This is a genomic window from Cupriavidus gilardii, assembly GCF_013347325.1.
Classification (GTDB): domain Bacteria; phylum Pseudomonadota; class Gammaproteobacteria; order Burkholderiales; family Burkholderiaceae; genus Cupriavidus; species Cupriavidus gilardii.
In genome coordinates this window covers 1,625,239-1,648,777 of the sequence record NZ_CP054624.1, presented here as the reverse complement: position 1 = coordinate 1,648,777, position 23,539 = coordinate 1,625,239, and the positions used below count along the sequence as shown (strand labels likewise).

Annotated in this window: 17 protein-coding genes and 1 pseudogene; 7 read left to right on the top strand and 11 right to left on the bottom strand. The window is 70.7% G+C overall.

Annotation, left to right across the window (positions count from 1 at the left end; all coding sequences use genetic code 11):
- Nucleotides 1-109 precede the first annotated feature (109 nt).
- From FOB47_RS07515 to FOB47_RS07505, 3 genes and pseudogenes are all read right to left on the bottom strand, one after another.
- A complete protein-coding gene (locus FOB47_RS07515) occupies nucleotides 110-2,062 on the bottom strand; it encodes a TRAP transporter large permease (protein WP_174780469.1) in 1,953 nt (650 codons plus the stop codon).
- A gap of 170 nt (nucleotides 2,063-2,232) precedes the next feature.
- Nucleotides 2,233-2,841 (bottom strand): annotated as a pseudogene (locus tag FOB47_RS07510) (TRAP transporter small permease subunit); the annotation flags it as partial.
- Nucleotides 2,842-2,857: 16 nt separating this feature from the next.
- Nucleotides 2,858-3,982, bottom strand: coding sequence for a TRAP transporter substrate-binding protein (locus FOB47_RS07505; RefSeq protein WP_053823661.1), 1,125 nt, complete (start codon nucleotides 3,980-3,982; stop codon nucleotides 2,858-2,860).
- Between the two features lie 424 nt (nucleotides 3,983-4,406).
- Between FOB47_RS07505 and FOB47_RS07500 the strand changes: the two genes are divergently transcribed.
- The 4 genes from FOB47_RS07500 (at nucleotide 4,407) to FOB47_RS07485 (ending at nucleotide 9,401) form a co-directional block, all read left to right on the top strand.
- Nucleotides 4,407-5,756 (top strand): bifunctional alpha/beta hydrolase/OsmC family protein, encoded by a 1,350-nt coding sequence (locus FOB47_RS07500; RefSeq protein WP_174780468.1) that lies wholly within the window; start codon nucleotides 4,407-4,409, stop codon nucleotides 5,754-5,756.
- 115 nt (nucleotides 5,757-5,871) lie between these two features.
- Entirely contained in the window at nucleotides 5,872-6,936 is a 1,065-nt protein-coding gene (locus FOB47_RS07495) for an isocitrate/isopropylmalate dehydrogenase family protein (RefSeq protein ID WP_174780942.1), read from the top strand.
- A gap of 258 nt (nucleotides 6,937-7,194) precedes the next feature.
- Nucleotides 7,195-7,923: an IclR family transcriptional regulator gene (locus tag FOB47_RS07490; protein ID WP_174780467.1), complete on the top strand. Its 729-nt coding sequence runs from the start codon at nucleotides 7,195-7,197 to the stop codon at nucleotides 7,921-7,923.
- A gap of 161 nt (nucleotides 7,924-8,084) precedes the next feature.
- Complete coding sequence (locus FOB47_RS07485; RefSeq protein ID WP_174780466.1) at nucleotides 8,085-9,401, top strand: GGDEF domain-containing protein; 1,317 nt, start codon at nucleotides 8,085-8,087, stop codon at nucleotides 9,399-9,401.
- 37 nt (nucleotides 9,402-9,438) lie between these two features.
- On the opposite strand, the gene FOB47_RS07480 is transcribed toward FOB47_RS07485, so the two are convergent.
- Nucleotides 9,439-10,338, bottom strand: coding sequence for a citryl-CoA lyase (locus FOB47_RS07480; protein WP_244959194.1), 900 nt, complete (start codon nucleotides 10,336-10,338; stop codon nucleotides 9,439-9,441).
- Nucleotides 10,335-11,585 (bottom strand): CaiB/BaiF CoA transferase family protein, encoded by a 1,251-nt coding sequence (locus tag FOB47_RS07475; RefSeq protein WP_174780941.1) that lies wholly within the window; start codon nucleotides 11,583-11,585, stop codon nucleotides 10,335-10,337. Before FOB47_RS07475 ends, FOB47_RS07480 begins: the two co-directional genes overlap by 4 nt.
- 364 nt (nucleotides 11,586-11,949) lie before the next feature.
- Here FOB47_RS07475 and shc point away from each other — a divergent pair, with 364 nt between their 5' ends.
- A complete protein-coding gene (gene shc / locus FOB47_RS07470; RefSeq protein WP_244959317.1) occupies nucleotides 11,950-13,950 on the top strand; it encodes a squalene--hopene cyclase in 2,001 nt (666 codons plus the stop codon).
- Nucleotides 13,951-13,952: 2 nt separating this feature from the next.
- On the top strand, nucleotides 13,953-14,762 hold the full coding sequence (locus tag FOB47_RS07465; RefSeq protein WP_244959193.1) for a phosphorylase family protein: 810 nt from the start codon (nucleotides 13,953-13,955) through the stop codon (nucleotides 14,760-14,762).
- Here FOB47_RS07465 and FOB47_RS07460 read toward each other — a convergent pair.
- Together FOB47_RS07460 and hpnN are read right to left on the bottom strand one after the other, a co-directional pair.
- On the bottom strand, nucleotides 14,660-15,430 hold the full coding sequence (locus FOB47_RS07460; RefSeq protein ID WP_082371711.1) for an MlaA family lipoprotein: 771 nt from the start codon (nucleotides 15,428-15,430) through the stop codon (nucleotides 14,660-14,662). The two genes, FOB47_RS07465 and FOB47_RS07460, sit on opposite strands and share 103 nt — an antisense overlap.
- A gap of 153 nt (nucleotides 15,431-15,583) precedes the next feature.
- Nucleotides 15,584-18,196, bottom strand: a complete 2,613-nt coding sequence (gene hpnN, locus FOB47_RS07455) for a hopanoid transporter HpnN (protein ID WP_174780464.1) — start codon at nucleotides 18,194-18,196, stop codon at nucleotides 15,584-15,586.
- Between the two features lie 92 nt (nucleotides 18,197-18,288).
- On the opposite strand from hpnN, the gene FOB47_RS07450 reads away from it, so the two are divergent.
- Nucleotides 18,289-18,930 (top strand): MlaC/ttg2D family ABC transporter substrate-binding protein, encoded by a 642-nt coding sequence (locus FOB47_RS07450; RefSeq protein WP_174780463.1) that lies wholly within the window; start codon nucleotides 18,289-18,291, stop codon nucleotides 18,928-18,930.
- Nucleotides 18,931-18,941: 11 nt separating this feature from the next.
- Here FOB47_RS07450 and FOB47_RS07445 read toward each other — a convergent pair whose 3' ends face one another.
- From FOB47_RS07445 to hpnI, 4 genes are all read right to left on the bottom strand, one after another.
- Complete coding sequence (locus FOB47_RS07445) at nucleotides 18,942-19,982, bottom strand: lysylphosphatidylglycerol synthase domain-containing protein (protein WP_151023465.1); 1,041 nt, start codon at nucleotides 19,980-19,982, stop codon at nucleotides 18,942-18,944.
- The gene (gene hpnK, locus FOB47_RS07440) at nucleotides 19,979-20,821 is read right to left on the bottom strand and encodes a hopanoid biosynthesis-associated protein HpnK (RefSeq protein ID WP_244959192.1); all 843 of its coding nucleotides are present in this window, start codon (nucleotides 20,819-20,821) and stop codon (nucleotides 19,979-19,981) included. Before hpnK ends, FOB47_RS07445 begins: the two co-directional genes overlap by 4 nt.
- A gap of 92 nt (nucleotides 20,822-20,913) precedes the next feature.
- Nucleotides 20,914-22,335 (bottom strand): hopanoid biosynthesis associated radical SAM protein HpnJ, encoded by a 1,422-nt coding sequence (hpnJ, locus tag FOB47_RS07435; RefSeq protein ID WP_174780462.1) that lies wholly within the window; start codon nucleotides 22,333-22,335, stop codon nucleotides 20,914-20,916.
- The gene (gene hpnI, locus FOB47_RS07430; protein WP_244959191.1) at nucleotides 22,332-23,537 is read right to left on the bottom strand and encodes a bacteriohopanetetrol glucosamine biosynthesis glycosyltransferase HpnI; all 1,206 of its coding nucleotides are present in this window, start codon (nucleotides 23,535-23,537) and stop codon (nucleotides 22,332-22,334) included. The genes hpnJ and hpnI overlap by 4 nt, the downstream gene beginning before the upstream one ends.
- Nucleotides 23,538-23,539: the final 2 nt, after the last annotated feature.

Here is a 23,539-nt window from a genome sequence, read left to right as displayed (position 1 = left end):
CAATGCACTGCGAACCGGCGCCGGAAAGCAGCAGGGGCACCGGAGTGCCCCTGCGAATGGCGGGTCGGACGACCCGGCCATGATACCGCCGTCGTGGCTTTTACGTGGCCTACTGATACAACACCCTCGGCAGCCACAGCCCGATGTCCGGGAATGCGTACAGCAGCACCAGCGCCACCACCTGGATCGCCATGAACGGCAGCATGCCGCCGAAGATCTGGTTCAGCGTGACATGCGGCGGCGCCACGCCCTTCAGGTAGAAGGCGGCCATCGCGACCGGCGGCGACAGGAAGGCGGTCTGCAGGTTCAGTGCGACCAGCAGGCCGAAGAACAGCGGATCGATGCCGAAGTTGTCCAGCAGCGGCACGAAGATCGGCATGAAGATGATGATGATCTCGGTCCATTCGAGCGGCCAGCCCAGCAGGAAGATGATCACCTGGGCCAGGATCATGAACTGCAGCGGCGTCAGGTCCAGCGACATCACCCACTGCTCGACCAGCGCCTGGCCCCCGAGCAGCGCGAACGCGGCCGAGAAGATCGACGAGCCGACGAACAGCCAGCAGACCATCGCGCTGGTCTTGGCGGTCAGGAACACCGACTCCTTGACCACGCCATAGTTGAGCTGGCCGTAGGCCGCCGCCAGCAGCGCGCCGCCAAGCGCGCCGACCGCCGCGGCCTCCGTCGGCGTGGCCAGGCCGAACACGATCGAGCCGAGCACGGCGAGGATCAGCACCGCCAGCGGGAAGAACGACGACAGCAGCTGCTTGAAGATCTCCATCCGCGCGAAGTCGAAGCGCCAGTAGAAGTACAGCATCGCCACGCAGACCACGGCCAGCGTGATCCAGAACCAGTTGGGCGCCTGCGGCGCGGTGGCCGGCGGATTGGCGGTGTCGGCACCGGGCGGGCTGGGCGCGGCGGCGGCCGGCGCGGGCGCGGCATCGGCCTGCGACGATGGCGCGGCGGGGGTGGCGGGGGTGGCAGGATCGCCCGGGGCTGTCGCTGCGGCCGGGCTCTCGTCGCTCGGCGGCGGCGCGAGCGTATCGAGCGCCGCGGCATCGTCAGCGCTCTGCGCGCCGAGTTCCATCAGCGTCGCATCGACCGCCGCCGGCGGCGCGGCGGTGACGCCGGCGTAGATCGAGCCCATCAGCAGCGCGACCACGAGTGCCGGCAGCACCGCGATGCCGAACTGGCGCATCAGCTGGCCGGTCGGGATGGCGGCGTTGCGCTTGCCCTTGAGGGCGGTGACCAGCGCGGGCAGCGCGCGCGCGCCGATGGTGTCGCGCAGCCTTTGCTGCAGCGGCGGCAGCGGGACCTCGCGGTCGGCCAGCGGCAGCGGCGGTGCGAGCCGCGGCCGCAGCTTCGCGAGGATGATCACGTACAGCAGATACAGGCCGGTCAGCATCAGGCCGGGGAAGAAGGCGCCCGCATACAGCTGCACCACCGACACGCCGGCGGTGGCCCCGTAGACGATCAGCAGCACCGATGGGGGGATCAGGATGCCCAGGCAGCCGCCGGCGGTGACCGCGCCGGCCGACAGCGAAGCGCTATAGCCGGCGCGCAGCATCGCCGGCAGCGCCAGCAGGCCCATCAGCGTGACGACCGCGCCGACGATGCCGGTGGCGGTCGCGAACACCGCGCAGGTGATCAGCGTGGCCACGGCCAGCGAGCCCGGCAGCCACGCCAGCGCCAGATGCAGGCTGCGGAACAGCCGCTCGATCAGGTTGGCGCGCTCGACCAGATAGCCCATGAAGACGAACAGCGGCACCGAGATCAGCACGTCGTTGGTCATCACCGCATAGGTCCGCTGCACCATCAGGTCCAGCGTCTGCTGCACGGCGATGTTGGGGTCGGCATGGCGATAGGCCAGCCAGGCGAACAGCACGCCCATGCCCATCAGCGTGAACGCGGTGGGAAAGCCCAGCATGATCGCCGCGACGATCAGCGCCAGCATCAGCAGGCCCAGATGCCCGTTGGTCCAATCGGCGGGCGAGGGCATCAGCACCAGCACCGCGACGGCGATCAGCGCCATCAGCGTGGCGCCGAACCACAGTTCCTTTCTCATCGCGGCGCTCCGTCGGTTTCGCGCGCTGGCTTCGATTCGCGATCGTCGTGGCGATCGCGGGGGTGGTGTGGGGCCGGATCGGCCGCGGGCGTGTCGCGCCGAGCCGGCGCATCGGCCGGGCCGCCGCCATGCCGCTCGTCCCGCGCATGGCCGCCATCCCGTACTTCGCCATCTTCCGCGACCGCCGGCGTGGCCGCCGTGCCGGCCACGGCGTCGGCGCTGACCATCTGCTTGAGCTTGTCCACGTCGACTTCCTCGACGTCGCCCTCGCGCATCGGCCAATGCCCGCGCTTCAGGCAGATCACGCAGCGGATCGTCTCGGCGACGCCCTGCAACAGCAGCAGCGCGCCGGCCACCGGAATCACCGCCTTGAACGGATAGATCGGCGGGCCGTCCGCCGCGATCGACGAGTGCTCGTTCTGCGCCAGCGAGACCTCGAAGAAGTCGATGCCGGCCCAGGCCAGCGCGATCACGCCGGGGAAGAAGAAGACCAGGTACAGCACCAGGTCGATCGTGGCCTGCGCGCGCGGCGGCAGGAAGCCATAGAGGATGTCGCCGCGCACGTGGCCGCGCTTGGCCAGCGTATAGGCGCCGGCCAGCATGAACAGCGCGCCGTACAGCATATTGCTCGCGTCGAACACCCAGGCATGCGGTGCCGACAGGACATAGCGCGAGAACACCTCGTAGCTGATCATCAGCGTCAACGCGACGATCAGCCACGAGGCGGCCTGACCGATCAGGGTGCTGATCCTGTCGATCGCCAGCAGCAGGCCTTGCACGATCGCGCCCCGCCGCTCAGCTGCGCTTGCTGAAGTAGTGCGCCGAGGCCATCCGATAGTCGACGTTGGTGTCGTTCTGCCAGCGGGTGCTGCGCATCGCGAACGCCTTCATCGAGTCGTTGACCTTCTTGAACATCGGGTTTTCCTTTTCCTTGCGCGCCACCACTTCGTCCCAGATCTTCAGCTGCGCCTGCAGCACCGAATTGGGCGTCGCGTAGAACTTCACGCCCTGCTGCTGCAGCGCCTGATAGTCCTTCGAGTAGCGGTCGATCGCCTTCATCGACATGTCGGCCGAGGCCGCGTCCACCGCGTTGGCGATCAGCGCGCGCAGCTTGGCTGGCAGCGCGTCGTAGCGTTTCTTGTTGAACAGGATCTCGAACTGCTCCGAGCATTGGTGGAAGCTGCGCAGCATGCAGACCTTGGACACGTCCTGGAACCCGAGCGCGCGATCCGAGCTGGCGTTGTTGAACTCGGCCGCGTCCAGCAGGCCGCGGTCCATCGCCGGCACGATCTCGGCCCCGGGCAGCGCGTTGACCGCGGCGCCCAGCCCCGTGAAGATGTCGATCGACAGGCCGACCGTGCGGAACTTCAGGCCCTTGAAGTCCTCCGGCTTGGTGATGGGCTTCTTGAACCAGCCCAGCGGCTGCGTCGGCATCGGCCCGTACAGGAACGACACGACGTCCAGGTTCAGGCTGCGGTAGATCTCCTGCTGCAGTTCCTTGCCGCCGCCGTACTTGTGCCAGGCGAGCAGCATGTTCGGGTCCATGCCCCAGGCCGGCCCCGATCCCCACAGCGCCAGCGCCGAGTTCTTGCCATACCAGTAGGCGATCACGCCGTGGCCGCCGTCGAGCGTGCCCTTGCTGACCGCGTCGATCAGATCGAACGCCTTGACGACCGCGCCGGCCGGCAGCAGCTCGATCTTCAGCTCGCCGCCCGACATGTCGTTGACCTTGGCGACGAAGTCGCCGGCGAACTCGTGAAAGATGTCCTTGCTGGGCCAGGTGCTTTGCCAGCGCATCGTCACCGGCCCCTGGGCCTTGACGATCGCCGGAAATCCCAGCGCCGTTGCACCGACCGCAGCCCCCGCCCCGCCCAGAAATCCCCGTCGCGATACCGCACCGCGCTTGTTTTTCGCTGCCATGCTGTCTTCCCCCTTGCTGCTGTTGACGACACCGGAGGCAGCGCCGCGAGTGCGCCAGCCTCGAACCGTTGATGCGACGTTTGGAATTGCGATGCGGTGGCCGGCCCGGCGGCGACTGCCGTTTTCAGGGGGCGGCGTGCAAGTGGTTTGTAATTGACTTCATGTTAGGAATTGCAACCAAGCGCAACAATGTAGGGATTACCCGTGACGGATCGGCCTTGTCGCCGCGTGCAAATCGGGGCTCTACAGCATGTCTGCATCTTGTCTCGTGCTTGTCTGCTCCATGTCTGGCGAGGCCACTGTCGCGGGCTCTCCAATGGTCGTCGGCGCCCGGTTTTGCATGACCTTTCGGCCACTTCGGCGGACGGAGCGGCTACAGTAGCAAGGACCGGCCATCCCGCCATTTTTTCGCCAGGAGCCACGCATGCCCGATCCGTCGAATTCACCGAACTCGCCGAACTCGCCGAGTTCGCCCGGCGCGCCCAACCAGAAAGTCCAGTTCCCCGGCCACGACGGCCAGCCGCTGGCAGGCCGCCTCGACATGCCGGCCGGACCGGTCAAGGCCTACGCGCTGTTCGCGCATTGCTTTACCTGCGGCAAGGATGCGGTGGCGGCCAGCCGCATCGCGCAGGCGCTGACCCAGCACGGCATCGCGGTGCTGCGCTTCGACTTCACCGGCCTGGGCGGCAGCGGCGGCGATTTCGCCAACACCAATTTCTCGTCCAACGTCGCCGATCTGCACGCGGCCGCCGACCATATGCGCCGGCATCTGCAGGCGCCGGCGCTGCTGATCGGCCATAGCCTGGGCGGCGCCGCGGTGCTGGCCGCGGCCGAGGGCATCCCGGAGGCGAGGGCGGTGGCGACCATCGCCGCGCCGAGCGATCCGTCGCACGTGGTCGGCCTGCTGCGCGAGCACGCCGGCACCATCGCCGCGCAGGGCGAGGCCGAGGTGCAACTGGCCGGCCGCCCGTTCCGCATCCGCAAGCAGTTTCTCGACGACGTCGCCGAACAGGCGCTGCTGGCCAAGGTATCGCGGCTGCGGCGGGCGCTGCTGGTCCTGCATTCCCCGCTCGACGACACCGTCGGCATCGACAATGCCACGCAGCTGTTCATCGCGGCCCGCCATCCGAAGAGCTTCGTCTCGCTCGATCATGCCGACCATCTGCTGACGCGGCGCGAGGAAGCGGTCTATGTCGCCAATACCATCGCCGCCTGGAGCCAGCGCTACCTCGGCATCGATGCGGCCACGCTGCCGGCGGCCGCTGTCGAGGAGGGGCTGGTGCGCGTCGAGGAGAACCACGCCGGCAAGTTCCAGCAGCAGGTCACGGTCGGCAAGCACCGGCTGCTGGCCGACGAGCCGGTCTCGTTCGGCGGCCTGAACGGCGGACCGGCGCCCTACGACCTGCTGCTGGCGGCGCTGGGCGCCTGCACGTCGATGACGATCCGGATGGTGGCCGAGCGCAAGGGTTGGCCGCTGGAACACGTCAGCGTGTCACTGAGGCACGAGAAGATCCATGCCGCGGACTGCGCGGAGTGCGACACCCGCGACGGCAAGGTCGACTGGATCGAGCGCGAGGTCACGCTGCGCGGGCCGCTCGACGTGCAGCAGCGCGAGGCGCTGCTGGCCATCGCGGACAAGTGCCCGGTGCACCGAACCTTGCATTCGGAAGTGGTGGTGCGCACGCGCGCGGCGCCTGAGGAAGGGGCGGGCCCAGCGGCCATGGGCCCCGCCGGGGAGGGCGCCAGCCCCGCCGGCACGGCGCCTGGCGGCTGATCGGGGCCGTATCCGCGAACCCGAGCCGGCCGCCGCGGGCGTGTCGCCGTCGTTCCTGGCCATTGTCATTTTGTGGAGATCGCCTGTGCAAACCGATGCAAATCCGACCAACAAGATCGACCCCGCGGCAAGCAGCGGCAACAGCAGCAGCAACAGCAGCGGCGGCGGCGCCATCCCGGCCACGCTGATCCCCGGCGACGGCATCGGGCCGGAAATCATGGATGCCACCTTGCAGGTGCTCGACGCGCTGGGCGCGCCGTTCGCCTGGGAAACGCAGCAGGCCGGCATGGCCGCGCTCGAGGCCAGCGGCGATCCGCTGCCCGAAGCGACGCTCGACAGCATCCGCCGTACCGGCCTGGCGCTGAAGGGGCCGCTGACCACGCCGGTGGGCGGGGGCTTCCGCTCCGTCAATGTGCGGCTGCGCGAGCTGTTCCAGCTGTACGCCAACGTGCGGCCCGCGCGCACGCTGGTGCCGGGACGCTACGAGAACATCGACCTGGTGCTGGTGCGCGAGAACGTCGGCGGTTTCTACGTCGCGCACGATTACTACATCGCGGTCGGCGACGATCCGCGCGCGGTGGCCGTGTCGACCGGCACCAATACGCGCGCCGACTGCCTGCGCATTGCCCGCTTCGCCTTCGAATACGCGCTGCGCAACGGCCGCAGGAAGGTCACCGTGGTCCACAAGGCCAATATCCTGAAGGCGCTGACCGGCATCTTCCTGGAGGCCGCGCGCGAGGTGGCGGCCGACTATGCGGGACGGGTCGAGATGGACGACCGCATCGTCGACGCCTGCGCGATGCAGCTGGTGCTCGACCCGTGGAAGTTCGACGTGCTGCTGTGCACGAACCTGTTCGGCGACATCCTGTCGGACCAGATCGCCGGACTGGTCGGCGGGCTGGGCCTGGCGCCGGGCGCGAACATCGGCGAGCACGCGGCGGTGTTCGAGGCCGTGCACGGCTCCGCGCCCGACATCGCGGGCAAGGGCATTGCGAACCCGGTCGCGCTGATGCTGGCGGCCGGCCTGATGCTCGAGCACGTCGGCCGCCAGGATCTGGCGCAACGGATGCGCACCGCGATCGACCGGACGCTGAACGAGGACAACGTCCGTACCGGCGACCTGAAGGGCAAGGCCCGCACGCGCGAGTTCGCGCAGGCGGTGGTGCGGCGGCTGGGGTGAACCCTGCCGTTGTCGCCGCGAAGGTGGGGCCCAGCAGCCCCGCGTCCTTCGCGGCGACATCAAAGCCACTGGGTCCCTGCCTGCACGGGGACGACAGCGGTATGCAACGGGTCTGGCCACCCGTCGTCCCGCGGAAGCGGGGACCCAGCGTCTTGCGTCCTTCGCGGCTTGCCCTGTGCTGCATTGACAAAGCGGGGGCCGTTCTATACGGTGCGCGCACCTCATCGATTGCGCGTCGGTTGCGCGCCGTTCCGCCCCATGCCCCGTAAAGCCGCCCAGGTTTCCGAAGCCGACAAGCATGCCGCCGAAGGCGGCGCGGTGGCGGTGGATCGCGCGCTGTTCCTGCTGCGCGCGTTCCGGCTGGGCGATACCGCGCTGACGCTGGCCGAGCTGGCGCAGCGCTCGGGCCTGTACAAGAGTACGCTGCTGCGGCTGCTCGCCTCGCTCGAGCATGCGCGGCTGGTGGTGCGCCACGCCGACGGCCGCTACGGACTCGGCCCCGAAGTCGCGCGGCTGCATGCGGTCTATGCCGCGTCGTTCTCGCTGGAAACGGCGGTGATGCCGGTGCTGCGCCAACTGGTGCAGGACACCCGCGAGAGCGCGGCCTTCCATATCGAGCAGGGCGAGCATCGGCTATGCCTGTATCGCGTCGACTCCCCGCAGCCGGTGCGTGACCACGCCCGCGCCGGCGACCTGCTGCCGCGCAACCGCGGCGCCGGCGGCCGGGTGCTGCGCGCCTTTGCCGGTGCGCGCGGCCAGCTGTACGACACCATCCGCCGCGACGGCGTGGCGACGCTGGTCGGCGACCGCGTGCCCGATATCGCCGGCGTGTCCGCCCCGGTGTTCGGCCCCGGCGGCGAGCTGCGCGGCGCGCTGACGCTGACCTGTCCGGCCTCGCGCTATCGGCCGGATTTCCGCGCCGACGTGCTGCGCGCCGCGCGCACGCTGACCGAAACGCTGGGCGGCCATTTCCCCTTCGACGACTGAGCCGGCATTGGCCCCGCGACGGCACGCCCGCCGCCGCGGCCCGCCCATGCCCGACTCAAGGGGGATGCCCGGCGCCGGTGCGCCAGCTATCATCAAAGGTTTTTGGGACGAGCGGCCGTGCCGCCGGGGCATATGCAACGCGGCATTTTCCGAGGGATACCGTGCAGCTAGACCAGCACAGCATTGTGATCGTCATGATGGTGGTGTTTTCGAGCACGCTGCTGATCTCGGCGGGCCTCGTGTTCGCGCTGATCCGCACCGATGCCGGCCGCCTATGGGCAGGCGGCCACCTGGTGCTGTCGGCCGGCGGTCTGGCGCTGACCCTCAACGCGGCCACGGCGCATCTGGTCGAGGTGGGCGCGGTGGCCGCGATGGTGTATCTGGCCGGCAAGCTGACGATCTATGGCGGTGTGCGCGTGCATCAGGGTTTGCCCGGATTTACCCGCATCCAGGGCGCGGCCGTGGTGATCGCCGTTGCCGCTTCGCTCGATGCGCTGACCGGGCCGCAGCCGGTGCTGCAGCTGCATCGGGTCGCCTATGTCGCATTGGCGTTGCTGTCGCTGGCGACCATCCTGGTGCTGCTGCGCTCGCGCGTGCGCCATAGCGAAATCGGCCTGCCGCTGGTGCTGCTGGCGAGCGCGGTCCAGCTGTGCGCGCAGCTCTACGGCGCGGCCGTGGCCTGGCAGGGCGACGGCGCGATTTCCCCGTCGCCGTTCAACGCGGGCAGCCTGGCCCACGACGCCACCTATAACGCGGTGGTGGTGCTGGCCCCGCTGGTGGCGACGCTGCTCGGATTGTTTGGCTTCACCGTGATGGCGCTGGAGCAGGTGATCGCCAACAAGGAGCGGGGCGCCCGCATCGACGGCCTGACGGGCCTGCTCAATCGCGCCGCGCTGGACAACGCCGCGAGCCGTCTGATCGTGTCCGCGCTGCGCAACCGGCAGGCGGTCGCCTGTCTGGTCATCGACGTCGATCATTTCAAGCAGGTCAACGATCGCAGCGGCCATCGCGCCGGCGATGCGGTGCTGCAGGCAATCGCCGAGGCGCTGGACAACTCGCGCCGCGCCTCCGATGTGGCCGGCCGCTACGGCGGCGAGGAATTCTGCGTGCTGTGCCCCCATACCGACGAGCATCAGGCCACCGCGCTGGCCCGGCGGATCCTGCGCAAGGTACGGGCGATTCCGCTGCCCGGGCCGGCCGGCAAGTTCGCCAGCGTCAGCATCGGCGTCGCGCAGCTGCGCGACGACGGCTCCGATTCGGTCGGTCTGTGGCAGCAGCTGTTCGGCAATGCCGACCGCGCGCTGTACGAGGCCAAGCGGCGCGGGCGCGACCGCTATGTGGTGGCGTCCACGCTGGAGCGCGAGGAGGCGATGGCCGCAGCCGCGGCCAGCCGCCCGGCCGCGGCTGCGGCACCGGCGTCCGCCGCGGCGGCGCCCGAGATCCCGCTCGAAGCGGATGTTTCCGGAGACGGCCGCTGACGCTGCTGACGCGCGAGCCGCGATCCTTGCTGGCACCCTAGCGCTTCCCATCCGGCCGCTCGGCCGACAGGCCGTCCGGCCGTTCGCCGGACACCGCGCCCAGCACATCGCGCGGCGGGTGCCCGTCATAGGTCCAGATGAATTCGCGCGGCATCGGCCCCTTGTTGCGGCCGCCTTGCTCGGTCTGCTCCCAGGCGTGCGCCAGGATGCCGACCGAGCGCGACAGGCAGAACAGCCCGCGCGCCAGCGGCGGCGGGAAGCCCAGCTCGGCGTAGATCACCGCGGTGGCGCCGTCGATATTGATCGGCACCGGCCGCGATCGTCCGGCCCCGAGCTCGGCCTGCACCGCCCGCGCGATCGCGGCAAACCGTCCGTCGACCACGCCGTCCGCCGCCGCCTGGTCGACCAGCTCGAGCAGCCGCGGCGCGCGCGGATCGACCGGATGGAAGCGATGGCCGAAGCCGGACACATACTTGCCATGCAGCTCGCGCCAGGCCTGCAGGCCCGCCCGCGCCGCCTGCGGCAGGTCCGTGCCGGCATCGACGCGCGCGGCGATATCGAGATACAGCGCGACCGCCTGCTCGCCGGCGCCGCCGTGCACGTCGCCGAGCAGATTGACGGCCGATGCCATCGCGTTGTTCAGCCCCACGCCGCAGGTCGCGGCCATCCGGGCGACCGCGATGCTGGGCGCCTGCGGGCCATGGTCGACCGCGGACATCAGCGCGGCGTCGAGCAGCGCGGCCTGGCCCGGCGGCGGCAGCTCGCCGCGCAGCATCAGCCAGATCATCTGCGCGAACGACACGCGCCCGATCAGCTGCTCGATCGGATAGCCCCGATAGCGGATCACGCCGGGCTGCATGTCGATGATGGCGCTGTGCCACCAGTCTTCGGCGCGGCGCTGGCCGGCGTCCGGGGTCGAGGGATCGAATGCGGTCATAGGGCCTGCTCCGCCTGCATGGTGTCGATCTGCTCGGCCGTGTAGCCGAGTTCGAGAAGGATGTCGCGCGTGTGCTGGCCCAGTTCGGGCGGCGGCGCATCGACGGCCGGCGCCGCGCCGTCGAGCTTGAAGCCGGTGCGCAGCAGACGCACGTCGCGCCCGACGCCCGGCGCGTCGGGAAACTCGGCGACGATGCCGCGCGTGGCAACCTGCGGATGGGCCAGCGTCTGCGGCACCGTATAGACGGGCCCGGCCGGCACGCCGGCCTGGTTCAGCAGCGGCCACCAATGCGCGGTGGGCTGGCGCTTCAGTTCGGCTTCGAGCTCCGCCTGCAGCGCGGCGCGATGCTGCAAGCGGGCCTGGCGCTCGGCGAAGCGCGGATCGGTGGCCAGCTCGGGCCGGCCGATCACGCGGCAGACCGCCTCGAACTGTTCCTGCTTGTTGGCGGCGACATTGATCAGCCCGTCGCCGGTACGGAAGGTGCCCGACGGGCTCGCGGTCATGTTGTCGTTGCCCATCGGCGCCGGTTCGCGCCCGGCCACCAGGTAGTTCGATACCACCCAGCCCATCGTCGCCAGCGTCGATTCGAGCATCGACACGTCGATCAGATAGCCCTCGGTGCGGTCGCGGTCGGCCAGTGCCGCCGCCACCGCCAGCGCCGCGGTCAGCCCGCCGACGGTGTCGGAGACCGGATAGCCGACGCGATACGGTGCGGTCTGCGCATCGCCGGTGATGCTCATCACGCCCGCCATCCCCTGGATGATCTGGTCGTAGGCGGGCAGGTCGGCCAGCGGGCCGTCCTGGCCGAAGCCCGAGATCGCGCAATAGATCAGCCGCGCATTGTCCTGCTTCAGCGTGTCGTAGCCGAGCCCAAGGCGTGTCATCACGCCCGGCCGGAAGTTCTCGACCAATACGTCGGACTGCTGCACCAGCCGGCGCAGCGCCTGCTTGCCCAGCGGATGCTTCAGGTTCAGCGTGATCGAGCGCTTGCCGGGGTTCTGCGCCAGAAAGGACACGCCCATCAGCCTGCGGTTCAGCTCGGCGTCGGCGCCCAGCTGGCGCGCGAGGTCGCCGGTGACAGGGGTCTCGACCTTGATCACGTCCGCGCCCAGATGCGCGAGCTGATGGCAGCAGAAGGGGCCGGCCAGCACATTGGTCAGGTCGAGCACGCGAATGCCGCGCAAGGGTTTGCGGGGGGGCTGGTGGGCGGCCCCGGATGGGCCGCCGTTGGAGGAGTCGGGATTCATCGCGGTGTTGCCAAGGTTCTGCATCTTCGGTTCTGGTTCCGTACAACAGAACATTGGTCTTTTCAAAGGAACAATGCGCGCCAGCATAGAAGCCGGGCAGCGCCGCTGTCAAGGCGAGCGGGCGCTGCCGGCCTGCTTTTGGCCTGATTGCTATAATCGCCCGACCCCCCAATACCGATCGCGAGTCTCTCGCGCGCCGGTCGTGGTCCCGCCGCCGCCGGCTGCCTCGCGATGTCATCGCGTGACGAGGAGTGATGTGGCTGAAATCCAGATCGCCTTGAACGGTTCGCCGCAAGCCGCCGACCTCGTAGACCACCAGGACCGGCCGGATTCCGCCGCTTCCTTCGCGTCGTCCTTTCCCCCGCTGACCGGTTCCACCGCCTCCGCCGACTCCACCGACCCGAGGCTCGAGGCCGCGATCGCGCACGCCGTCGATGCCCTGATCGCGCGGCAGCGCGCCGACGGCCACTGGGTGTTCGAGCTCGAAGCCGATACCACGATCCCGTCCGAATACGTGCTGCTGGTGCACTATCTGGGCGAGCCGGCCGATCCTGCGCGGGAGGCGCGCATCGGGCGCTATCTGCTGCGCCGGCAGAACGCGGACGGCGGCTGGCCGCTGTTTCATGGCGGCGCCTCCGACATCAGCGCCAGCGTCAAGGCGTATTTCGCGCTGAAGATGATCGGCGAGCCGGCCGACGCGCCGGCGATGCGGCGCGCGCGCGAGCGCATCCTGGCGCTGGGCGGGGCCGAGGCGAGCAATGTGTTCACCCGCACGCTGCTGGCGCTGTACGGCGTGATGCCGTGGCGCGCGGTGCCGCTGATGCCGGTCGAGATCATGCTGCTGCCGCTGTGGTTTCCGTTCCATCTGTCGAAGATTTCGTACTGGGCGCGCACGGTGATCGTGCCGCTGCTGGTGCTGAACACGCTGCGCCCGTGCGCGCGCAATCCGCGCCGCGTCGGCATCGAGGAACTGTTTCGCCGGCCCAGCCAGGCCGCGCGGATGCCGGGCAGGGCGCCGCATCAAGGCCGCTTCTGGTATGCGGTGTTCCGCGGGGTCGATGTCGCGCTGCGCGTGTTCGAGCCCTTGTCGCCGAAGACGCTGCGCCGGCGCGCCATCGAGCAAGCGGAGCGATTCGTGCGCGAGCGCCTGAACGGCGACGATGGCCTGGGCGCAATCTTTCCGGCGATGGTCAATGCGGTGATGATGTTCGACGCGCTCGGCGTGCCGCGCGACGAACCGGCGGTCGCGCAGGCTCGCGCGGCGCTCGATCGCCTGCTGGTCGAGCATGGCGACGAGACCTATTGCCAGCCCTGCCTTTCGCCGGTGTGGGATACCTCGCTGACCTGCCATGCGATGCTCGAAGCCGGCGGCGAGCGCGCGCTGGCCGCGGCGCGGCGCGCGCTTGACTGGCTGCTGCCCTTGCAGGTGCTCGACGTGCGCGGCGACTGGACGGTGCGCCGGCCGCATCTGCGCCCCGGCGGCTGGGCCTTCCAGTACGCCAACCCGCACTATCCGGACGTCGACGATACCGCCGTGGTCGCGATGGCGCTCGATCGCGCGGCGCGCGGCGATGCGCGCTGGCAGGGCGGCGTCGAGCCCGCGCTGGCTCGCGCGCGCCAATGGATCGAAGGCATGCAGAGCAGCGACGGCGGCTGGGGCGCCTTCGAGCCGGAGAACACGCACAGCCATCTGAACAGCATTCCGTTTGCCGATCATGGCGCGCTGCTCGACCCGCCGACCGCCGACGTGTCGGCGCGCTGCCTGTCGATGCTGGCCCAGCTGGGCGAATTGCCGGCCAACAGCCGCGCCGCCGCGCAGGCGCTGCGCTATCTGCTGGACGAGCAGGAGGCCAACGGCAGCTGGTATGGGCGCTGGGGTACCAACTACCTGTATGGCACCTGGAGCGCGCTGTGCGCGCTGCAGGCCGCCGGGCTCGGGCCTGAGGCGGCCTCGGTGCGCCGCGCCGCGCAGTGGCTGCTGTCCGTGCAGAACGGCGACGGCGGCTGGGGCGAGGACGGCAGCAGCTACCGGCTCGACTACCGCGGCCACGAGAGCGCGCCGAGCACGCCGTCGCAGACCGCCTGGGCGCTGCTCGGACTGATGGCGGCCGGTTGCCGCGATCTGCCGGCGGTCGCGCGCGGCATCGACTATTTGCTGCGCGAGCAGCGCGCCGACGGGCTGTGGGACGAGCAGCATTTCACCGCGGTGGGCTTCCCGCGCGTGTTCTATCTGCGCTATCACGGCTATGCGCGCTATTTCCCGCTGTGGGCGCTGGCGCGTTACCGCAATCTCCAGCGCGTCGGCAATCCGGCCAATGCCACGGGGACTGCCGACGCCGCGGGCCGCATGCCATGGGGCATGTGAGCGTGGCCGCCAGCCGCGCCGATGCCGGCGCGCCGCGCTGGCTCGTCGTCACCGGCATGGCCTTCGAGGCGCGGCTGTTGTCGTGGCCAGGCGCGACGACGCTGAGCGGCCTGCGTGGCGATGCGCTGGATGCCGCGATGATCGCTGCCTTGCATGACGACGCAGGATCGGCGCCGCGCTATGCGGGGTTGATCAGCTTCGGGGTGGCGGGCGGGCTCGACCCCGCGCTGCCACCCGGCAGCGTGATCCTGGCCGATGCCGTCGCCGCGGAAGGCTCGCGCTTCGACACGGATGCCCGCTGGACCAGCGTGCTGCGCATGGCATTGCCCGCGGCCGTCGGCGGAACGATCGCAGGCACCGATACGCCGGCCGCGGCCGTTGCTGACAAACGGGCGCTGCATGCGGCGACCGGCGCGGTGGCGGTCGATATGGAATCGCACCGGATCGCCGCCGCGGCGCGCGCGGCGGGGCTGCCTTTCGTGGTATGCCGGGCGATCGCCGATCCGGCGGGGCGGCGCGTTCCGCCGGCGGCGCTGGCCGCATTCGGCGCGGATGGCGGCATCGCGATGCGCGCGCTGTCTGCCAGCTTGCTCAAGCGACCGGCGCAACTGGGCGAGCTGCTGCGGCTTGCCGGCGACGCCGCCGCGGCGCGAAGGGGTTTGCGCCGGCTGGCGGCTGCGTTGCGGTGCTCGGCGTATCGATCGTCCGATCATGGGGCGGCGGGAGCCGGAACGGGGGGCGAGCCCGGTGCGTCGATCGATGGCGAAGCCCCGCCCGCCGCGCCGTCTCCTTCGTCGCCGTCATCGCCATAGTCGGGCAGATCGCCGGCTTCGCTGCCGCGCAGCCGCTGGCGGCGCTGCTGCAGATAGGCGTCGCGCACAAAGCTGTATTTGTCCAGCGCGGCCTGCTCCAGCAGGCTGGTGGCATCGAGCAGGTTGCTGCGCGTATTGACGAACTGCAGCGCGAACAGGCTGTTGCGCCAGGCCGGATCCATGTAGGTCACCGGGTCGGCGAACACGTCGCCGGCCATGCCGATGCCGTCGCGCACGGTGCTGGGCCCGAACAGCGGCAGCACCAGATACGGCCCCGACGGCACGCCCCACGTGCCCAGCGTCAGGCCAAGATCCTGCGGGTGCCGGGGCAGGCCGGCCGGTGTCGCGATATCGATCAGCCCGCCCAGGCCCAGCACGGTATTGATCGCAACGCGCATCACGCTCTCGGCCGCCGCGACGCCCTTGCCCTGCAGCAGGTTGTTGATCGCGTTGCCGACGTCGCCGACATTGTTGAAGACATTGGTCACCGCGGTGCGCACCGGCTGCGGCGTGACGCGGCGATAGCCCTTGGCGACCGGCACCGCGACATAGGTGTCGATCTTGTCGTTGACCGTATGGATCGCGCGGTTCATCGGTTCCAGCGGATCGGCGGGGTTGGCGTTGGGCCCGGTCGCGCAGGCCCCGCAGCACAGCGCGGCGAGGGGCACGAGCGGGACCAGCCGGCGCAGCGGTAACGCAGCGGGCGAACGGGACCGGGGGCGCAAGGGGGCCGATGGAGGCGAGGGGGGCGAGGGAGGCGAGGGCTCTGGCATGGCGATCATGGTGGCGTCGTGGTCGGGCCGTCCGCGGTCTCGGACAAATCAGCGCGACTGGCGCGGCCGTCCCATCAGGATAGGCTGGAAAAACACCGCGCCGGCCAGCGTACAGACCAGCGACAGCGCCAGCAGCTTGCCCATGCTGGCGGTGCCGGCATGGTTGGACAGCCACAGGCTGCCGAACGCGGTCGCGGTGGTGGCCGCGCTGAACAGTACCGCATGGGTCAGGCTCGACTGCAGCAGCCCGGTCTTGCCCTCGCGCCACGCGATCACATAGTAGATCTTGAAGGCGACGCCGATGCCGAGCAGCAGCGGCAGCGCGATCACGTTGGCGAAGTTCAGCGCGATGCCGAACACCACGCACAGCTCCAGCGTCAGCACCGCCGATACCAGCAGCGGCACCAGCGTGCGCAGCACGTCCGCGAAGCGGCGCAGTGTCAGCCACAGCAGCACCGCGATCGACAGCACCGCCCATGCGCCGGCCTGCGCGAACGCGCTCAGGATGGTGTGGGCGGAGCCGCGCACCGCGATCGGGCCGCCGGTGGCCTGCGGCGCGATCGCCAGTACCGTGGGCACGAAGACGTCGAGCGCCGCCTCGCGCGCGCGTTCGCCGGGCGGCAGGCGCGGGCTGATCGTGATCAGCGCGCGCCCGTCGGGCGTCAGCCAGTCGCGCACCAGCTCGCGCGGCAGCGAGTCGATGCCGACGCGCTCGGCCTGCAGCGCCTGCGCCAGGCCCGCCAGTCCCAGCCGCAGCGGCAGGGCGATCGCGCGTTCGGCGCGGTCGCGGGTCGCCGCATCGGCATCGGCCAGCTTGCGCAGCGCCTGGGCCAGCCGCCGCGCCTCGGTCACGCCGGCCGCTGGCGTGGTGCCCGGCGCAGAACGGGCGTTCGAAGCCAGCTCGAGCTGGGTCGCGGTCTGGCGCAACGCGGCCACGCGCTGCGCGTCGGCGGCCGGCGGCGCGGCCGGCTGCGTCAGCGCCGGCAGCAGCGCCCGCGCGGCCGATGCGATCAGGGGAAGCTTCGCGTCCTGATCGGGCGGCACGAAGCTGTCGAGCGTGGCGACGCGCGCGACCTCGGGCCGTGCCGACAGCCGCGTTGCCAGCGCGCGTGCCGCCTCCAGCGAGGGCGCCAGCACGCTGACATCCTCGGTGCCGGCCTGCGGCGCGTCCTTCAGCGCGCGCAGCGTCGCCATCGATTCCGAAGCGGGGACCTTCAGGTTCAGCGGATCGAAATCGAAGCGCAGCTGCGTCAGCAGCGGCGAGGCGGCCACGATGACCCCGCACGTGACCCACAGCACCGGCTTGCGATGGCGCTCGAAGAATTCGTCGGCGGGCGCGAGCCAGCGGATGCCCGGGGCGACCGTCTCGCCGTCGGGCTGCAGCACGCGGATCAGCGCCGGCAGCAGCGTGACCGTGGTGAAGAACGCGACGAACATGCCGACGCCGGCGATCAGGCCCAGCTCGGCCACGCCGCGATAGTCGGTCGGCAGGAAGGCGAAGAACGCCGCGGCCGTGGCTGCCGCCGCCAGCGACAGCGGAATCGCCAGCGCCTGCGCGGTATGGGCCAGCGCCGTCGCGATATGGTCGCGGTCGTGGCGTTCGGCCCGGTAGCGCACGCCGAACTGGATGCCGAAGTCCACGCCGAGGCCGACGAACAGCACGGCGAACGCGACCGAGATCATGTTCAGCGCGCCGACCATCGCCAGGCCCAGCGCCGCCGTGACGGCCAGGCCCGCGAACAGGCTCAGCAGCACGGCGACGATCAGCCGCGCCGAACGCAGCGCCAGCCACAGGATCAGGATCACCACCAGCACCGTCACCGCGCCATTCAGCGCGGCGCCGTCGGCCACCGAGGCGAACTCGTCGTCGGCCAGCGCCTGCGGCCCGGTCAGCCGCACCTCGGCCGCGTAGCGCTGCGCCAGTTGCAGCTGCGCGGCGCTGGCGCGGATCGCGGCCGACGCATCGGCGCCAGCCTGCAGGTCGCCGTAATCGAGCACGGGGCTGACCGCGACGAAGGCCAGCGCCGGTCCGGCCGCGGGCGTGGGGTCCGCCAGCGTGCACCAGGACAGCGCCGCCGGCCGGCCCGCCAGCACCTGCTCCAGCGTCATCGCACTGCGCGAGAGCAGCGGCGCCATCTGCGCCAGCGTGACCTGGCCCATCTGCAGCGGCAGGCCGAGCGTCACCGACAGCGTGTCGGCCAGCCCGCGCAGGCTCGGATCGCGCGCCAACGCGTTCAGCAGGGGCCGCGCATCGGTCAGGTCGCGCGTGAGCCGGGCCAGCGACGGCGTATCGACAAACAGCAGGCCGTTGCGCGCGAAGAAGGCGCCGCCGCCGGGCTGGCGCACCGCCTCGAAGTGCGACGGCTGTTCGCGCAGGGACTGCGCCAGCGCATCGGCTGCGGCTTCGGCCAGTTCGGGGACCGGTGCCTGCACCACCGCCAGGATCATGCGGTCGCGATCCGGGAAGGCCTGGTTCAGCGCGGCGTCGTAACGCGCCCATGGCGCGTCGACATCGAGCAGCCGGCCGATATCGGTGTTGATCGCGAAGTGCCGCGCCGCATACCAGCCGCTGCCCGCGCAGACCACGGCCGCCAGCGCGATGGTCAGCCAGGCGCGCGCGGTCGCCAGCATCACCAGGCGGGTGATGGCCGCGGTCAGCATGTCGGCAAGGCCTTGCCAGCCGGCGCTGCAACGGCCGCCGCCGCGGGGCTATACTCGATCGCTCGCCTTGCCATGCAGCCGGATTGCCGATCATGTTCCATATCCGTCCCCATTCGCCGATTCCCGCGCTGGCCATCGCGGCGCCCGCGCTGGTCTGTTCCCTGCCCGCCGGTGCCGCCGAGCGTGCCGCCCCGGACCGCCAGGTCCGTACCGCCGTCGAAGGCGTGATCTCCGCAGTCCGATCCGATCCCGCGGCCGGCGCCGGCGACCAGGCCCGTGTCGTCGCCGTGGTGCGGCGCCAGTTCCTTCCGTACACCGATTTCGCGCGCACCACGCGGCTGGCGCTCGGTCCCGCCTGGCGCACCGCCAATCCGGTGCAGCAGCAGCAACTGGTCGAGCAGTTCCGCACGCTGCTGGTCCACACCTATGCGCTGTCGCTGTCGCAGCTGCGTGGCCAGGACGTCCAGTTCCGCTATACGCCGGCCCAGGCCGGCGCCAACGCCGACGACGTGGTGGTGCGCACCCGCGTGATCACCGCCGGCGACGACAACCAGATCGACTATCGGCTGCGGCGCGGCGCCGACGGCTGGAAGATCTACGACATCAACATGATGGGCGCGTGGCTGATCGAGGTCTATCGCCGCCAGTTCGCCGACATCGTCGAGCGCGACGGCATCGACGGACTGATCCGCTACCTGTCCGACCACAACGCGCGCCAGGCCGGCAGCCGCTGAAGCGCGGCGCCTCATCGCGGGCGGCCCCGCGCGCCCGCGTCGGGCTTGCCGTGGCGGTCGCGCCAGCGGCGCACCTCGAACCACTGCCACGACAGCAGCGCCGGCACGCCGTACAGCACCTCGCGCGCGCGCCGCACCAGCGCCAGCGACAGCGCGGTCTGCGCGTCGATGCCGAGCAGCTGTCCGAGCAGCATCACCACCGCCTCCTGCACGCCGAGTCCGCCCGGCACGAAGAAGGCCATGTTGCGCGCGGCCATCGTCAGCGACTCGATCGCCAGCGCCTCGCCGAACGAGACGGGATGGCCCAGCAGCCGCAGCGCGAGCCAGGTCTCGACGGTGCCGGCGGTCAGCCCGAGCAGTTGCCAGACCGCCGCGGTAACCGGCGTGCGCAGCCGTCCCAACAGCGCGCGGATGCGCTGGTCCAGGCCCGCGCCCAGGTCGGCGCCGGCGATCGCATCGACCATCCGGTGTTCCTCGCCGAGCAGGCGCCGGGCCAGCCGCTCGAGCCGCGCGAACAGCGCGCCATGCCGCAGCGCCAGCGCAAACGCGATCGGCAGCGGCAGCGACAGCAGCAGCCCGCCGCCGATCGTCAGCGCGCGCTGTTCCTGATGGCCGCCGGGAATCGCGGCGATCAGCAGCAGCACGCCGATCACGCAGTACAGGTACTGCGAGAACAGCGTGACCATCACTTCGACGACCACGCTGGCGGTGACCGCGCTGGTGTCGCCGACCTGCAGCCTGCCCAGGCGGATGCCGGCCAGCTCGCCGCCGACGTTGGCCGTCGGCAGCAGCCGGTTGACCGCCTCGCGCACGCTGGCCACCCACCACAGGAACAGCATGCCGGGACGGGCCATGGGCGCGGCGGCGCGCAGCAAGCCCCGCCAGGCGCGCGCATCGAGGGCGATCGCGACGCCGTGCACCGGCAGCAGCCACAGCAGCGGCCAGCCGGCGCGCGCGACGGTGGCGGCGATCTGGCCCACGCCCTGGTGCACGATCAATGCGCCCAGCGCGATCAGTCCGATCAGACCCGCCAGCAGTCCGAGCCGCTTCATCGCGGCCACCCCGGCGAGGAACAGGGCCCGCCGTCGCCGATGCGCACCGCCAGCTGGTCGGCGAAGCCGCCGCGCCGCGGCGCCGCCCGCTCCAGCGCGGTGCGCACACGCGGCGACAGCAGCGCCGCCAGCTCGTCCGCATGGCGATAGCCGCGCATCGACGGGGCGATCCGTTCGCCCGATTCGGTGGCCGGATGCAGATAAAGTTCGCCGACGCCGGGCGGCAGCGCGCGCAGGGCGGCCAGCACCGCCTGTTCGTCCATCGCGCCGCTGCGGGCGATGCCGATCACGTAGTCGTTGTGCGCGATGCCGGCGGCATCGAGACGCCGGCGCAGCAGCGCGAGCCACGGGCGCAGCCACCATGGCGCGCCCGCTTCGCGCGGCAGACGCATCGCGCGCAGGCCGTAGTCGCGGCCGATGGCCAGGATCAGCGACAGCACGGTCGGATGCAGGTGGAAATGCTTGTGCGTGTTGACGTGATCGAGCGCCAGGCCGGTCGCGGCGAAGGCGGCGAACTGCGCGCGGATTTCCGCGGCCAGCTGGCGGCGCACCGAATCGGACAGCACGAAGCGCAGCCCGTCGCGCGCCATTGCGCTGCCGAAGCGACCGGCGGCGTCGACCAGGTCGGGGATCGCGGCCGGCGGCAATACCGACGGTCCGTCGGCCAGCACCAGATGCAGGCCGACGCGCAGCGTCGGCAGCCGGTGCGCGCGCGCGACCGCATCGGCCGCGGCCGGTGCGCCGACCATCAGGCTGGCGGCGTCGAGCACGCCGTGCCGATGCGCCAGCTCGACGGCCTCGTTGACGGCCGGGTGCAGCCCGAAGTCGTCGGCGGTCACGATCAGCGCGCGTGGCCGCGTCCGGCGCGTCGCCGTGGCGGTCGCTGCGGTCGCTGCGGTCGTGGTCGTGGTCGTGGTCGGGCTGGGCAGGATCAGGCCTCGTGGGTATGCAGGAAGCGGAAGAACTCGACGCCCTCGCGCAGCCGCCGCCGCGTCATTTCCCAGCTGCCCATCATTTCGCGGGTGATCTCCCAGATCTTGGACGGGCGGAAATAGAAGCGGCGGTAGAAGGTCTCGACGCCGTGATAGATCTCGTCGCGCGACAGATGCGGATAGCTGATCGCCGCCAGCTGCACGCCGCGGTCGTTGACCAGCGGGATCACCTTGTCGCCGGCGAGCCAGCCGTTGTCGAGCGCCTGCCGGTACAGCGCGGTGCCGGGGTAGGGCGCCGCGAGCGAGACCTGGATCGTATGCGGATTGATTTCCTGCGCGAAGGCGATCGTCTTCTCGATGGTCTCGCGCGTCTCGCCGGGCAGGCCGAGGATGAAGGTGCCGTGGATCGTGATGCCGAGCCTGCGGCAGTCCTCGGTGAAGCGCCGCGCGATATCGGTGCGCAGGCCCTTCCTGATGTTCAGCAGGATCTGGTCGTCGCCCGACTCGTAGCCGACCAGCAGCAGCCGCAGGCCGTTGTCCTTCATGATCTTCAACGTGCTGTACGGCACGTTGGCCTTGGCATTGCACGACCATGTCACGCCCAGCTTGCCGAGCCCGCGCGCGATCTCCTCCACGCGCGGCCTGAAGTCGGTGAAGGTGTCGTCGTCGAACATGATCTCGCGCACCTCCGGCATATTGCGGCGGATCCATTCGACTTCGGCCAGCACGTTCTCCGGCGAGCGGACGCGGTAGCGGTGTCCGCTGACCGTCTGCGGCCACAGGCAGAACGTGCAGCGCGAGCGGCAGCCGCGGCCGGTGTAGATCGAGACATAGGGGTGCAGCAGATAGCCGATGAAGTAGTTGCGCAGGTTCAGGTCGCGCCGGTAGACCGGCGAGACGAACGGCAGTTCGTCCATGTTCTCGATCATCGGGCGCGGCGGGTTGTGTTCGATCGCGCCATCGGCCGCGCGGTAGCTCAGTCCGGCGATCCGCGGCAACGGCATGCCGGCGGCGACGTCGCGGCAGGTGTAGTCGAATTCCTCGCGGCAGACGAAGTCGATCGCCTCGCTGGCGGCCAGCGTGCCGCCGGGGTCCACCGCGGCCTTGGCGCCGACCATGCCGAGCCGGATCGTCGGATAGCGCGCCTTCAGCGCCTGCGCGAAACGCACGTCGGCCGGGAACGACGGCGTGCTGGTATGCACGATCACCAGTTCGTATTCGCTGGCGATGGCCAGCGTCTGTTCGAGGCTCAGGCCGTCGGCCGGCGCATCGAGCAGGCGGCTGCCCGGCACCAGTGCGGCCGGTTGCGCCAGCCAGGTCGGATACCAGAACGAACGGATCTCGCGCCTGGCCTGATAGCGCGACCCGGCACCGCCATCGAAGCCATCGAAGGAGGGCGCTTGCAGGAACAGGGTCTTCATCGGGTCCTCCGGGAGACGGAAGGGGACTGCCTATCGACGCGATCGTGCCGGCGTGGCCTGTCTGCGCGAGCTGCGGCGCTCGCCATCCCATCGCGCGTCCATTCGATGGCAAGGCGCGTGCCGCGCCAGCGCACCTGGCGGCCCGCCATTGCCACCGTCCATTCGAGCAGCAGCAGCGTATCGCGCAAGGGCGCGCGCAGCGCCGCGCCCGCGTCGCGGCAACGCAGCGACCGGGCCAGTGCTCCGAGCGCGGCCACGAGCGCGAGCGCGCGCGAGGACGCCAGCAGCAGCCCGAATGCCAGCATTGGCCAGGTAAAGGTCAGGAAGACCAGCGCGAAACCGGCGGGATCGAGCCCGCGCAGCGTCCGCAGCCAGCGCAGTTCGTGAGACCACAGCGCGCGCGGCGTGGTTTCCGCGATATCGGTGCGGACCTCGACATCGGACAGCACGGTGCGCAGCCCTTGCCGGCGGGTCAGCTCGCCGAGCCAGTAATCATCGGCGAGCCGGTCGGCCACGGCCGCGAAGCCGCCGATCCGCAGCAGCGCCTCGCGCCGCAGCGCGATGGTCGCGCCGAAGCCGAAGCGCTGGCTGCCGCCCGCCTGCGCGACGCGGACCGCCGGAACGAACCACTCGTCGACGAACTGGGCACCGAGCCGCGCCCATGCGCCACGCAGCGGCCGGCCGCGATACAGGCAGGTCACGATGCCGACGCGCGGATCGGCCAGCGGCGCGGTGACGCGCCGCAGATAGTCGGCGCGCACCGCGATATCGCTGTCCGCGATCACCAGCCGTTCGTGGCGTGCCAGCGGCAGCATCGCGATCAGGTTGGCGACCTTCGGATTGACCGGGGCGACGTTCGACAGCGCCGGCACGAGCCGCTGCGCGCCGACCGCCACGGCGATATCGCAGCCGGGGAACGCCCGCCGCAATCGCTCGACCACGAGCAGCGCGGCGTCGTCGGGCTCGGATACGCCGAACACCAGCTGGAAGCACGGATGGCGCTGCCGGCAGAAGCTGGCGAGATTGCGGTACAGGCGCGGCTCGTCGCCGCACAGCGGCTTGAGCACCGTCACCGGCGCGAGGCCATCGTCGCTGTCGACCGCTGGCGTTGGCAAGGGACGGCGGCTGGCCCACCAGGCCGCTGCCGCATAGCCCGATGCCAGCACGGTCAGGATGGCGCCGGCCAGTCTCGCCCAGTCCATGC